The following is a 12,206-nucleotide window of genomic DNA, read 5'->3' as shown; positions in this document are numbered from 1 at the left end:
CACGTGGGGTTCCTGGACCGCTTCCGGCGCGCGCCCTCGACCCCCGCTGCTCCTGTCGTCTCGGCGTCGTCCGACGTCAGCGACGACGACGTCCGCGAGGCGGCGCGCGAGCGCGTGCTGCCGGGCTTCATGGCGCGCGACGACGTCGTGGCCGCGGTCGGCGACTACCTCGAGATCGAGGGCGACCCGCGCGTCGAGCGCGTCGTCGGCGAGATCTGGGACCAGCGCCGGGCCGACGAGGACACCTGGACCGGCCCGGGCGACTTCGCCAGGGTCGAGGCGGCGTTCGCCGACCTCGCCGAGCAGGGCGTCGTCGGCCGGATGAGCTTCACCTGCTGCCAGACGTGCGGCACGGCCGAGATCGACGACGAGCGCACCCCGCTCGCCGACGTGCCCGACGGCGACTACGCCTTCCGCGAGTGGGGCTACACCTTCTTCCACGAGCAGGACGCCGAGCGGCTGGCCGACGACGAGGCCACCCTCTACCTCAGCTACAGCACGTTCTGCCCCGCCCCCGACGTCGACGAGTCGCTCCTGGCCCGCTGGCGCGAGGGCGACGAGTCGGCGCGCGGCGAGGTGATCGCCGCGAGCGACGCCGCGGTCGGCCACCGGGTCGCCGACGCCCTGCGCGCCCGGGGCCTCGAGGTCACCTGGGCCGGCGACACCGGCCAGCGGGTCGAGGTCGCGATCCGCGACTGGCGCAAGCCGCTGCCCCGCTGACCGGGCCAGACCACTCGGGCGCCGTCCTTTACCGTCGACTCCGCCAGGGCAGACGATGCTCGGATGGCCATCCGGGCGGCCCTCGAGCTGCGTGTGCACGGCGTGCACGGCACGTCGCCCTCCTCCATGCTCGGTGTCGAGGACCCCGAGCAGGTCGCGGGCGACGGCATCACCGGCGTCTTCCGGTCCGACGGCCCGCTCCCGCGACGTGAGCTGCAGCCGGGGCACGCGGTCGAGGCGTACTCCTGGGGCGCGCTGACCTCGGCGGTCAAGGGCGCGCTCGGCTGGGTGCAGCGGGTGCTCTGGCTCGGGCTGCTGCCCTTCGCGCTGGTCAACCTCGCCTACTGGGCGCGGCTCCACGTGAGCGACGCCGACGGCCGGGGCCGCTGGGGCGCCACGATGGTGCGGTGGGCGGCGCTGCTGCTGACCATGATGATCGTCCTGACCGGCTGCTTCATCGCCGTCGACCTCGTCGCGTGGCAGTGCTACCGCGGTGGCACCAAGAGCTGCGACGTGCTGCCCGGCGTCCTCGACTTCATGATGTTCCTCGCCCCGAGCCAGCGCCTCGCCGTGGCCGCGGTCGTGCCGCTCGCGGGCATCGGGGTGATGTGGTTCCTGTCGCGCCAGTCGCTCGCGCGCTACGAGGCGTGCTCCGACAGCCGCGAGATGGCCGGCGGCGGGTCGCACCTCCTCCAGGACCCGCGCTTCTGGAGCTCGACCCGGCGCACGCTGCGGCTGCAGCGCATCCACCTCGCCGGCGCGATCGCGACCGTGATGGCCTACGTCGGCGCGCAGGTCGACCGCCTCGCCGGCCGCCCCGGGTGGTGGACGGCGGCTGCGGTCGTGATCCTGGCGGTCGCCTTCGGGGCCCTCGCGCGGGCACACCCGCAGGACCTCGAGCACCGCGGGGTCGAGGACGACGAGCGCTCGCCGGACCACTGGGCCGGCCACTTCCTGCGGCTGGCGGTCGCGGCGGTGGTCGTGCAGCTCGGGTGGCTCGCGTCGCCGTGGGCGGGGGAGCGCTCCCTGCAGTGGGACTCCTCGGCGGGGTGGTACGGCCACAACCTCTGGTTCATCGGCGTCTTCGTGGCGATCTCGGTGGTCAACATCGCGGTGTTCGCGGCCGGCCGGCTGAGCCGCGCGGGCTCGTGGCTGGTCATCGGGCTCTTCGTCACCGCCGCCGCCTTCGCCACGTGGCTGAGCCTCGGCGTCGAGGGGGAGCGGACCGGTGCCGAGGTGCGCCCGATCCTCGCGGTGACCGGGTCCTTCGCGCTCGTCTTCTTCCTGTTGATGCTCCTCTGGCAGCTCGGCCAGCGCCGCCACCACCCGCAGGAGGCGTGGAACGGGGGCGCCGCGGCGGTGCTGATCGGTGCCGCCGGCTGGATCGCGCTGCTCTTCACCACCGCTGCCGTCACGGCCACCGCCGACTACCTCAACGGCTCCGACCAGTCGGTGTCCGACCTGACGTCGGCCCAGCGGGCGGTCGGTGACACGGCCGCGCCCGACGAGGTGGCGAACGCCGACCCCGACCTCGTGGTCGTGCTCTCCGAGGAAGCCGTGCTCCGTGACGCCGTCGTCGCGATGACCGACGGCGGCCCGCAGGTGGTCAGCGGGGTCGTCGAGGTCGGCACGGCCGAGGTCGCCGACGGCCCGCTGCGCCGGGTGCTGCCGGACACCGTCGTACGACGCGGGACGCTGGTGCTCGAGGGCGACACGATGCGGCTCGTCGACACCTGCTGGATCGACGCCGGGGAGCAGGTGCCGTCCACCTGCCACCCGGAGACACCCGGCTTCATCTCCGGTGCGGAGGTGACCGTCACGGGCCAGACCGTCGCCATCGCCCCGGACGGCCGGATCCGCGTCGAGGTCGCGCACCCGCCCAACACCCCGCTCGTGGTGCCGCAGGTGCTGGTCTGGGCGCCCGTGGTGCAGGTGCTCTGGGCACTGCTCGCCGCCCTCATCGCCCTGGCCTGCGCGGCCCGGCTCGAGCGTCGCATCGGCGCCGACATCAAGGCGTACGTCGTCCAGGACAGGGTGCCGACGGAGTCGCGGCTCGACGTGCGGCGCAAGCGGCTGCGGGCGGCGTACGCCCACCGCTCCGAGCGGCTGATCGAGCTCCTCGGCGCGATGACGGTCGTGTCGGTGCTGCTGTTGCTGTGCCTGTCGGCGACCGGGCTCCCGCCCAACACCCTGGTGGCGACGCTCTTCCCCGGGTGGCGCAGCGACCTGCCGCACCTGGTGCAGAGCCTGTCGCTCTACGTCGTGCTCGGGCTGAGCGCGAGCCTGGTGCTGCTGAGCAGCTACGTCCGGCGCTCGGAGGCGACCCGCAAGGCCGTCGGCATCCTGTGGGACCTCACGACCTTCTGGCCGCGCGCGGCCCACCCGCTGAGCCCCCCCTGCTACGCCGAGCGCGTGGTGCCCGAGCTGACCACGCGCGTGCGGTGGGGACTGGAGCGCGGCGGCATCGTGATCCTGTCGGGGCACAGCCAGGGGTCGCTGATCGCGGCGGCGACCCTCATCCGGCTCGACCGGCGCGAGCTCGACCACGTCAAGCTGGTGACGTACGGCAGCCAGCTGCGCGCGCTCTACGGCCGGATCTTCCCGCGGGTGCTCGGCCCCGCGGTGCTGGGCGGCACCCCGACGCACGGCAGCCCGACCTTCTCCGACGCGCACCCCGACGTGCCCACCGACTGCGGCAACGCGCCCGTCGGCCCGCCCGGCACCGGCACGCTGTGGGACCTGCTCGGCGTCGACGGCTGGCGCAACCTCTATCGTCGCTCCGACCCGCTCGGCTGGCGGGTCTTCTCCGACGGGACGTCGCCCTTCGACGTGCGCACCGCCGAGGTGCCGCCGCGCGTGGCGGGCGATCCCGGCCCGACCGTCGCCACGCACTCGGCCTACCAGCACACCTTCGAGTACCGCGAGGTCGTCTCCGGCTGGCTCGGGGAGCCACTCGTCCACGACGCCTTCTGGACCATCGCCGAGGTGCGACCCCTGCCGAAGCCCTGACCGGCGTTGTCCACAACCTTTACCGAGGCACTGTTTTCGAGCCGTGCGTCATGGGTAACTTGACGCCAGCACGATCTCGGGGAGGCAGGGCATGGCGGTTGATCTCGTGGAGCGGCTCGACGCGCAGGTGCGCGAGCGGGTCCGCCGCGAAGGCGTCGACCCGCAGCGCGAGGCGGTCGTCGTCCGCCGCATCGCCGAGGAGGTCGTGCGCGCCCACGACGAGCTGAGCCTCACCGGAGCGGTGGCGCCGGTGGCCGACGACGACGCGATGGTCGGCGACCTCGTGGCCCGGATCGCGGGCTTCGGGCCGCTCCAGCCGTTCCTCGACGACCCCGAGGTCGAGGAAGTATGGATCAACTCGCCGGAGCGGGTCTTCATCGCCCGGCGCGGTCGCCACGAGCTCACCAACCTCCGCCTCGACGCCGCCCAGGTCGACGAGCTCGTCGAGCGGATGCTCAAGTCGAGCGGTCGCCGCCTCGACATCAGTACGCCGTTCGTCGACGCGATGCTGCCGGAGGGCCACCGGCTCCACGTGGTGCTCGAGGGCATCACACGCGGCTTCACCGCGGTCAACATCCGCAAGTTCCTCCTGCGCGCCCACCGCCTCGCCGACCTCGTCGCGCTCGGCAGCCTCACGCCGCAGGCGGCGCGTTTCCTCGAGGCGTCCGTGCGGGCCGGGATGAACATCCTCGTCGCAGGCGGGACCCAGGCCGGCAAGACCACGATGCTCAACTGCCTCGCCGCCTCCGTGCCCGGCGGCGAGCGGGTCGTCAGCGCCGAGGAGGTCTTCGAATTGCGGTTCAGCCACCCGGACTGGGTGGCCATGCAGACCCGTCAGGCCGGCCTCGAGCAGACCGGCGAGATCGTGCTGCGCGACCTGGTCAAGGAAGCGCTGCGCATGCGGCCCAGCAGGATCATCGTCGGCGAGGTCCGCGCCGCCGAGTGCCTCGACCTGCTCCTCGCGCTCAACTCCGGGTTGCCCGGCATGTGCACGCTCCACGCCAACTCCGCGCGCGAGGCGCTCGTGAAGATGTGCACGCTCCCGCTGCTCGCGGGCGACAACATCTCGGCGCGGTTCGTGGTGCCCACGGTGGCGACGTCGGTCGACCTCGTCGTGCACCTCGGCGTCGGGGCCGACGGCACGCGCCGCGTCAACGAGATCGTCTCCGTCCCGGGGCGGGTGGAGGCCGACGTCATCGAGGTCGAGCCGATCTTCGTCCGCCATGGCGACGAGCTGCGTCGCACGGGTGGCGTCCCGGCTCGGACCGAGCGCTACGAGCGTGTCGGGATCGACGTCCACGAGGTCCTCGCGGCCGGGCCGGCGGGGGACCACTGATGGGCGCGCTCGTCGGGCTCGGCGTCGGTGTCGGGCTGCTGCTGGTGTGGTCGGCGTTCGTGCTGCCGCGGTCGCCCCGGCCGGTCACGCCGACGTCCTCGGCCCTGCGGCGCCTCCTCGGACGCGCCGGGCTGGGCGACGTCACCCCGACCAGCGTGGTGACCCTCTGCGTCGTGCTCTTCGCCGTCGTCCTCGCCATCGTGCAGGCCGTGTCGCGCACGCTGCCGATCGCCGTCGTCTTCGCAGCCATGGCGGCGTACCTCCCCGTCGCGGTGCTGCGCCAGCGCGCCCAGCGACGCCTCCGCGACTTCGCCGAGGTGTGGCCGGAGGCGGTCGACAACCTCGCCAGCGCCGTGCGGGCCGGGCTGTCGCTGCCCGACGCCGTCTCCGCCCTGGGCACCACCGGGCCGGAGGCGCTGCGGTCGGACTTCGCGCAGTTCGCCCTCGACTACCAGGTCACGGGGCGGTTCAGCGAGTGCCTCGACCGGCTCAAGGAGCGGCTCGCCGACCCCGTCGGCGACCGCGTGGTCGAGGGGCTCCGGCTCGCGCGCGACGTCGGTGGTGGCGACCTCGGGCGGCTGCTCCGCAACCTCTCCGGGTTCCTGCGCGACGACGCTCGCACCCGCTCCGAGCTGGAGTCGCGCCAGGCATGGACGGTCAACGGCGCCCGTCTCGCGGTGGCCGCACCGTGGATCGTGCTGCTCCTCATGTCCTTCCAGACGACCGCGATCCGGCGCTACGCCTCGCCCGGAGGCGTGCTCGTCCTCGGCATCGGGCTCGGTGTCTGCGTGCTCGCCTACTCCGCGATGATGCGGATCGGCCGGCTCCCCGTCGAGAAGCGGATCCTGTCGTGAGCACCGCTGTGTGGGGTGCGCTCCTCGGTGCCGTCGCCGGCGCCGGGCTGCTCCTGGTCGTCACCAGGGTCGCCGTGCTGCGCCGGCCCCAGCTGTCCGACCGCGTGCTGCCCTATCTCCGCGACCTCCCGGCGCGCGACCAGGGACCCGCGCTGCGCCAGCCCTCGTCGTCGCCGACGTCCGCGGCGGCCGGCATCTTCGGTCCGGTGCTCCGCTCGGCCGCCGACGTCGTCGAGCGGGTGATGGGCGGCAGCTCGTCCGTACGCCGTCGCCTCGAGCGTGCGGGCCTCGACCGCTCGGTGCAGGACTTCCGCATCGAGCAGGTCGTCTGGGGCCTGGTCGGCTTCGGCAGCGCCGCAGCGATCGCGCTGCTGCGGGCGCTCGGCGGCGTGGGCGGCGCGGGGTCGGCGGTCGTCTTCTGCATCCTCGGGTTCGTGTGCGGGGTGTTCCTCCGCGACAACCGGCTCAGCACGCAGGTCAAGCAGCGCGAGCGCCAGATCCTCACCGAGTTCCCCACGATCGCCGAGCTGCTCGCGCTGTCGGTGGCGGCCGGCGAGAGCCCGGTCTCAGCGCTCGACCGGGTCGTGCGCCGCAGCCGCGGAGCGCTGTCGGAGGACCTCTCCCAGGTCCTGGCGCGCGTGCGCACCGGCGAGCCCGTCGGCGTCGCGTTCGAGTCCCTCGCCCGGTCGACCGGTCTGCCCATCGTCGCCCGGTTCGCCACCGGCGTCACCGTCGCCATGGAGCGTGGGACCCCGCTCGCCGACGTGCTCCACGCGCAGGCCGCCGACGTCCGGGAGGCCGGCCGCCGCCTGCTGATCGAGACCGCCGCCCGCAAGGAGATAGCGATGATGGCGCCCGTCGTCTTCTTCGTGCTGCCGGTGACCATCCTCTTCGCCTTCTACCCCGGCGTCCTGGGCCTGCGCCTCACCACTCCCTGATCCGCACCCTGATCGCACCAACGAAAGGACACACCCCATGCACCCGTCGATCTCGGGACTGCTCCTCCACCTCACGACGCTCGCGAAGGCCGACCGGCAGCGCGACGACCGCGGCGACGTCCCGGGCTGGGTCATGGTGACCCTGATGACCGCCATCGTGGTCGCCGCCCTGACGCCGTTCGTCGGCGACCAGCTGCGCTCGCTGCTCGAGCAGGCGTTCTCGATGGTGAGCGGCTGATCCGCACGTGATCCGTCGCGCTCGCACCAGCGAGCGCGGGGCCGCGGTGGTCGACTTCGTCCTGGTGCTGCTGGTCCTGCTGCCGCTGGTCATCGGCATCCTGCAGCTCGCGCTCGTGCTGCACGTGCGCAACACCCTGGCCTCGGCTGCCTCCGAGGGTGCGCGCCACGCCGCGGTCGCCGGCTCGTCGGCGTACGCCGGACAGGTGAAGACGCAGGGGCTCATCGACGGCGCCCTCTCGAAGGACTTCGACCGCACCGTCGTCGTACGCTCGGCGCTGGTCGGCGGTGCGCCGGGCTACGAGGCGGTCATCGAGGCCGACGTGGGCATCCTCGGCCTGGGTGTCCCGGGCGTCCACGTCCGCGTCGCCGGGCACGCCGTCGCCGAGGTCGGAGCGACCCCGTGAGGCGATCGGCGCGGAGGCGGGACGACCGCGGATCGGCGCTCATCGAGCTGAGCTGGCTCGCGATCATCCTGATCGTGCCGATCATCTGGATCATCCTGTCGGTCTTCGAGGTGCAGCGCGGCGCCTTCGCGACCAGCGCGGCCGCACGCGCAGCCGGGCGGGCGTACGCCCTCGCCCCCGACGACGCGACGGGTGAGCAGCGCGCCAACGCCGCGGCGCAGCAGGTGCTCGACGACCAGGGTGCGCGCGGGCAGCGGGCAAGGGTGCGCATCACCTGCGAGGCGCCCGCCGGTAACTGTCACGTCGGCACCGCCGTGATCACGGTCCGGATCACGTCGGGCGTGACGCTGCCGTTCGCGCCCACGATCCTCGGCAGGAGCGCGGCGACGTTCGCCCTGGACGCCACCCACACCGTGCCCATCGGCCAGTACGTCGAGAGCGCGCCCCAATGACGAGCGGAGTGAGGGACCGGGCCGGTCGCGACGAGGGCGGGCAGGTGACCCTGCTGATCATCGGCTTCGCCGCCATCTTGCTGATGGCGGTCGTGGTCGTCGTCGACGCGTCGGCGGCGTACCTCCGCCGGCAGGGGCTCGACAACCTCGCCGACGGAGCGGCCCTCTACGGCGCTGACCTCGGGTCGGCCGGCATCTACGAGCAGGGGCTCGACGCCGACCGGCTGCTCCAGCAGGAGGCGGCCGTCGAGGCTGCGGTGCGGGACTACCTCGGGCGAGCCGCTGCGGGGAGGAAGTTCCCCGGCATCGAGGTCGCCGTCGACGTCGACCCGGTCGGGCGGTCGGTCACGGTTCGCCTCCGCGCGCCGCTCGAGCTGCCGCTGTCGATCCCCGGCGGGCCCGACGCGCCGGTGGTGGGCGCCAGCAGCACCGCCGCGGTGACGATCCGACCCGGGTGAGGATCGACCGGCCGAGCGGGTGGGGGAGGTCGGCGTACTGTCCGAAGGCATGACACGGGTGGGGCGCTGGTGCGTGGTGGCACTGGCCGTGGGCCTGCTCGTCGTCGCGCCCCTCGTCGGACGCTGGCTGCCCGCGGGCGGGACCGACGCCAGCCCGGCCGAGCTGCTGGAGCAGGCACGCGCGGGCATCGACCAGCAGTGGTCGGGGACGGTCGAGACCACCGGGACCCTGCAGCTCCCGGACGCCGACCGGTTCGGCGGCGTGGCCGCCCTCTTCGGCGAGCAGACCACGATGCGGGTGTGGTGGCGCGACGCCGAGCACTGGCGCGTCGACCGGCTGCTGACCACCGGCGAGACCGACATCCGACGCGACGGCGACACGACTCTGGAGTGGAGCTTCGAGCGGGCCGAGGCGACCTACAGCCGCGACCCCGCGATCCGGCTGCCTCGTCCCGGCGACCTCGTCCCACCGGTGCTGGCCGAACGCATCCTGCGAGGCGTCACCGACGACGACGTGTCGCCCCTCCCGAACCGGCGACTGGCCGGCGAGTCGGCGGCGGGCCTGCGCGTCCGGCCACCCTCGGACCTGTCGAGCATCGACCACGTCGACCTCTGGACCGGGCAGGACTCCCACCTGCCCCTCCTGGTCGAGGTCTACGCCGCAGGCGAGGCCACACCCTCCGTCACCAGCCGCTTCAGCGCCGTCTCCACCGACCCGCCGGCCGACGAGATCCTCGCCTTCGAGCCCACCGCCACCACCGACGTCAAGGTCGAGGACGTCCTCGACATCGCCGACGCGGCCAACCAGTACGCACCCCTGCGGCCGCCCGCGACCGCTGCCGGCCTGGCGCTGGGGCCGGCGTCCGACGGCGCTGTGGGGGTCTACGGCGAGGGCACGGCCCAGGTGATCGCCATCCCGCTGCGCGACCGCGAGGCGGGCGCCCTGCGGGACCAGCTGACGCTGACCCCGGGCGTCGAGCAGGACGGGGAGCGGACCGTCGCCTCGGTCGGGCCGCTCGGTGTGCTGCTGACCGGCCGCGACGGTGATGGCGGCTGGCTGCTCGCGGGCACGCTCACCCGCGACGCCCTCGAACGTGCCGGTCGGGACGTGCTGGCCGGCTACGTCTTCCTGGAGCAGGCCGGATGAGCGCCGCCCGCGAAGGTGCTCCCAGCGTGATCCGCACCGCTGCCCTCACCAAGCGCTTCGGACGGGTGACCGCGGTCGACGCCGTCGACCTCGACGTCCGCGAGGGCGACGTCTACGGCTTCCTCGGCGCCAACGGGTCGGGCAAGACCACGACCGTGCGGATGCTGCTCGGGCTGGTGCTGGCCACCTCCGGCGAGATGGACGTGCTCGGCGAGCCGATGCCCGGGTCCGCGAGGTCCGTGCTGCCCCGGGTGGGAGCGATGGTCGAGGGGCCGGGCGCCTACCCGCACCTCTCCGGTCGCGCCAACCTGGCGATGTTCGACGCCACCGGTCCCGACGGCTCGCGCCGCACCCGCGGCCAGCGGGTCGAGGAGGCCCTCGAGCGCGTGGGCCTGGCCAGCGTCGACATGCGCCCGGTGCGGGCGTACTCCCTCGGCATGCGCCAGCGCCTCGGCCTGGCGGCCGCACTCCTGCGACGCCCCCGCCTGCTGGTGCTCGACGAGCCGACCAACGGCCTCGACCCGCAGGGCATCAACGAGATCCGCACGCTGCTGCTGGAGCTCAACCGCGAGGGGACGACCGTGTTCCTCTCCAGCCACCTGCTCGGCGAGATCGAGCAGATGTGCACCCGGGTCGGCGTGCTGGACGGCGGACGGCTCGTGCTGCAGGACCAGATGGACGCACTGCGCGGCCCCACCGGGCGCACCGAGGTGCACACCCCGGACCTGGACCTGGCCCGGAGCCTGCTCGCGACGGCGCACGTCGAGGTCGAGGCATCCGACGAGGCTTCAGACGGGGGTGGGCGGCTGCTGGTCCGCGGACTCGAGCCCGCCGACCTCAACGCGCGCCTGGTGGAGGGCGGCGTACGCGTCACGCAGCTGGGTCCGGAACGGCGACGCCTCGAGGACGTGGTGCTCGCGGCCACGACCTCCGGCACGGACCGCTTCGGTCGTGAGGGGGCGCGCGCGTGATCCGGGCCGAGCTCGCCAAGCTGCTGCGCAACCGGCGCACCTGGGGCACGATCGCGATCATCGACGCGCTGCCCACGCTGGTGGCCGTGCTGCTCGCCATCACCGACCTCGGGCCGCGTCCCGGCACCGGGCCGGCCTTCCTGTCCGCCGTGCTGACCGACGGGACGCTCTTCCCGCTGGCCGCGCTCGCGATGGTGCTGCCCCTCTTCCTGCCGATCGCCGTGGCCCTCACCGCGGGGGAGGCGATCGCGGGAGAGGCGCAGCAGGGCACGCTGCGCTACCTGCTGATCCGCCCGGTCGGCCGGACCCGCCTGCTCGTGGCCAAGCTGGTGGCCGTCATGGCGTTCGTCGTGGTCACCGTGCTCGTCGTCGCGGTGACGTCGTACGTCGTCGGGCTGCTCCTGCTGGGCGACCAGACGGTCACCGTCACGGGACCCACGACGAGCGTCTCGGGCACGCCCATGTCGACGCCCGAGCTGGTGGGCCGGACGGGCCTGGCCTTCGGCTACGCGATGCTCTGCATGCTGGGTGTCGCCGCCATCGCCCTGTTCCTGTCGACCGTGGCGCGCTCACCGCTCGGCGCGGCGATGGGTGCGATGACCCTGCTGGTGGCCTCGACGCTGCTGCTCACGCTCGACGCGGCGCAGGCGCTGCACCCCTACCTGCTGACCCGGCACTGGCTGGCGTTCGTCGACCTCTTCCGCGACCCGATCCGGTGGGACGACGTGCTGCGCGGGGTGCTGGTGCAGGGCGCCTACGTCGTCGTCTTCCTCGGCGCGGCCTGGGCGAGCTTCACCACCAAGGACATCACCGACTGAGCTCGTGCGAGCAGACCCGGGAGTCCGGCCTCGCGGGCGCCTCCGGACCGAGGGCCGCCTCGACCATCGCGACCACCGCCGGGGTGCGGGGCACGTCGGGATGGCCCACGGTGAGGTCGGGGCACACGCTCTGCACGGCGTAGTCGAGGGCTCCGTCGAGCTCGCCGGAGGTCGGCGGGACGACGGTCTTGTCGTCCTCGGTCCACAGCGCGACCCAGACCGGACCCCGCGGGGTCTCGTCACCGGCGTTGAGGTCGCGGAGCAGGTCGGAGTCCGGGGCCAGCTGCTGACAGGCCTCCGGGCAGGTCTCGGCGCCGAAGGAGGCGGCCAGGCCCGCGAGGTCGGTGCCGTGGTGCGGGGAGGACAGGGTCACCGCACGCCGGACCGTCGAGCCACCACCGAGGTCGGCGACGTAGAGCCGCAGCACGACGCCGCCCGCGGAGTAGCCGACGACGTCGACCGACGGCGCCCCGGTCTCCGCCAGCGCCGCGTCGACCGCGCGACCGAGGTCCGCGGCGCGGACCCGCAGGTCGCCGGTCCCGTTGCCCCGCGCCGGCACGATCCTGACGTCGCGACCGGTGGACTCGAGGTCCGCAGCGAGCACCTCCAGCGCGGCGGTCGAGCCGCCGAAACCCGGCACCAGCAGCACTGGTCCCGGCCGGTCCTGCGCGACGGGCTCCACCGACGGCCCACGGCGTACGACGACGGCGACGACGATGCCGACCACCGCGACGAGCGCGAGCACAACGGCCCCGACCACCAGTCGCCGACGCTGCGGGGACAGGGAGGGGAGCAGTCGAGCGGCCACGTCGTCCAGTGTGCCCGCCAGCGCGCGCGGTCGGGTGACGGTGGTCGCTCG

13 protein-coding genes are annotated in these 12,206 nt (G+C 73.8%); 12 read left to right on the top strand and 1 reads right to left on the bottom strand.

Annotated features, from left to right (window positions below; all coding sequences use genetic code 11):
* Positions 1 to 3 precede the first annotated feature (3 nt).
* From BLV76_RS22315 to BLV76_RS01405, 12 genes are all read left to right on the top strand, one after another.
* On the top strand, positions 4 to 720 hold the full coding sequence (locus BLV76_RS22315) for a DUF6891 domain-containing protein (RefSeq protein ID WP_217630228.1): 717 nt from the start codon (positions 4 to 6) through the stop codon (positions 718 to 720).
* Positions 721 to 783: 63 nt separating this feature from the next.
* Positions 784 to 3,729, top strand: coding sequence for a hypothetical protein (locus tag BLV76_RS01455; RefSeq protein WP_090967531.1), 2,946 nt, complete (start codon positions 784 to 786; stop codon positions 3,727 to 3,729).
* A gap of 91 nt (positions 3,730 to 3,820) precedes the next feature.
* Positions 3,821 to 5,065 carry a TadA family conjugal transfer-associated ATPase gene (locus tag BLV76_RS01450; protein ID WP_090967530.1) on the top strand — a complete coding sequence of 415 codons (1,245 nt, stop codon included), beginning with the start codon at positions 3,821 to 3,823 and terminating at the stop codon, positions 5,063 to 5,065.
* Entirely contained in the window at positions 5,065 to 5,919 is an 855-nt protein-coding gene (locus BLV76_RS01445) for a type II secretion system F family protein (protein WP_090967529.1), read from the top strand. Before BLV76_RS01450 ends, BLV76_RS01445 begins: the two co-directional genes overlap by 1 nt.
* Positions 5,916 to 6,857 (top strand): type II secretion system F family protein, encoded by a 942-nt coding sequence (locus tag BLV76_RS01440; RefSeq protein ID WP_090967528.1) that lies wholly within the window; start codon positions 5,916 to 5,918, stop codon positions 6,855 to 6,857. Before BLV76_RS01445 ends, BLV76_RS01440 begins: the two co-directional genes overlap by 4 nt.
* 37 nt (positions 6,858 to 6,894) lie before the next feature.
* Complete coding sequence (locus tag BLV76_RS01435) at positions 6,895 to 7,095, top strand: hypothetical protein (RefSeq protein WP_245734493.1); 201 nt, start codon at positions 6,895 to 6,897, stop codon at positions 7,093 to 7,095.
* A 7-nt stretch (positions 7,096 to 7,102) separates the two neighbouring features.
* Positions 7,103 to 7,501, top strand: coding sequence for a TadE/TadG family type IV pilus assembly protein (locus tag BLV76_RS01430; RefSeq protein WP_245734492.1), 399 nt, complete (start codon positions 7,103 to 7,105; stop codon positions 7,499 to 7,501).
* Positions 7,498 to 7,953 carry a hypothetical protein gene (locus BLV76_RS01425; protein ID WP_090967527.1) on the top strand — a complete coding sequence of 152 codons (456 nt, stop codon included), beginning with the start codon at positions 7,498 to 7,500 and terminating at the stop codon, positions 7,951 to 7,953. Before BLV76_RS01430 ends, BLV76_RS01425 begins: the two co-directional genes overlap by 4 nt.
* Positions 7,954 to 7,961: 8 nt before the next feature.
* Positions 7,962 to 8,411: a pilus assembly protein TadG-related protein gene (locus tag BLV76_RS01420; protein WP_245734491.1), complete on the top strand. Its 450-nt coding sequence runs from the start codon at positions 7,962 to 7,964 to the stop codon at positions 8,409 to 8,411.
* Between the two features lie 49 nt (positions 8,412 to 8,460).
* On the top strand, positions 8,461 to 9,558 hold the full coding sequence (locus tag BLV76_RS01415; RefSeq protein WP_139306433.1) for a hypothetical protein: 1,098 nt from the start codon (positions 8,461 to 8,463) through the stop codon (positions 9,556 to 9,558).
* Complete coding sequence (locus BLV76_RS01410; RefSeq protein WP_217630227.1) at positions 9,555 to 10,529, top strand: ABC transporter ATP-binding protein; 975 nt, start codon at positions 9,555 to 9,557, stop codon at positions 10,527 to 10,529. Before BLV76_RS01415 ends, BLV76_RS01410 begins: the two co-directional genes overlap by 4 nt.
* A complete protein-coding gene (locus BLV76_RS01405; protein ID WP_090967523.1) occupies positions 10,526 to 11,347 on the top strand; it encodes an ABC transporter permease in 822 nt (273 codons plus the stop codon). Before BLV76_RS01410 ends, BLV76_RS01405 begins: the two co-directional genes overlap by 4 nt.
* On the opposite strand, the gene BLV76_RS01400 is transcribed toward BLV76_RS01405, so the two are convergent.
* A complete protein-coding gene (locus tag BLV76_RS01400; protein WP_217630226.1) occupies positions 11,337 to 12,155 on the bottom strand; it encodes a lipase family alpha/beta hydrolase in 819 nt (272 codons plus the stop codon). The genes BLV76_RS01405 and BLV76_RS01400 overlap by 11 nt on opposite strands.
* Between the last annotated feature and the right edge of the window lie 51 nt (positions 12,156 to 12,206).

Origin of the sequence: Nocardioides exalbidus, assembly GCF_900105585.1 — a bacterium.
Classification (GTDB): Bacteria; Actinomycetota; Actinomycetes; order Propionibacteriales; family Nocardioidaceae; genus Nocardioides; species Nocardioides exalbidus.
The sequence above is the reverse complement of the archived record's forward strand: the minus strand, read 5'-3'. Positions and strand labels throughout refer to the sequence as shown.

What these genes read in the sequence shown, in the direction of transcription:
- BLV76_RS01410 (WP_217630227.1), top strand. Translation starts at nt 9,555, where the DNA reads ATGAGCGCCGCCCGCGAAGGTGCTCCCAGCGTGATCCGCACCGCTGCC.
- BLV76_RS01450 (WP_090967530.1), top strand. Translation starts at nt 3,821, where the DNA reads ATGGCGGTTGATCTCGTGGAGCGGCTCGACGCGCAGGTGCGCGAGCGG.
- BLV76_RS01435 (WP_245734493.1), top strand. Translation starts at nt 6,895, where the DNA reads ATGCACCCGTCGATCTCGGGACTGCTCCTCCACCTCACGACGCTCGCG.
- BLV76_RS01415 (WP_139306433.1), top strand. Translation starts at nt 8,461, where the DNA reads ATGACACGGGTGGGGCGCTGGTGCGTGGTGGCACTGGCCGTGGGCCTG.
- BLV76_RS01445 (WP_090967529.1), top strand. Translation starts at nt 5,065, where the DNA reads ATGGGCGCGCTCGTCGGGCTCGGCGTCGGTGTCGGGCTGCTGCTGGTG.
- BLV76_RS01455 (WP_090967531.1), top strand. Translation starts at nt 784, where the DNA reads ATGGCCATCCGGGCGGCCCTCGAGCTGCGTGTGCACGGCGTGCACGGC.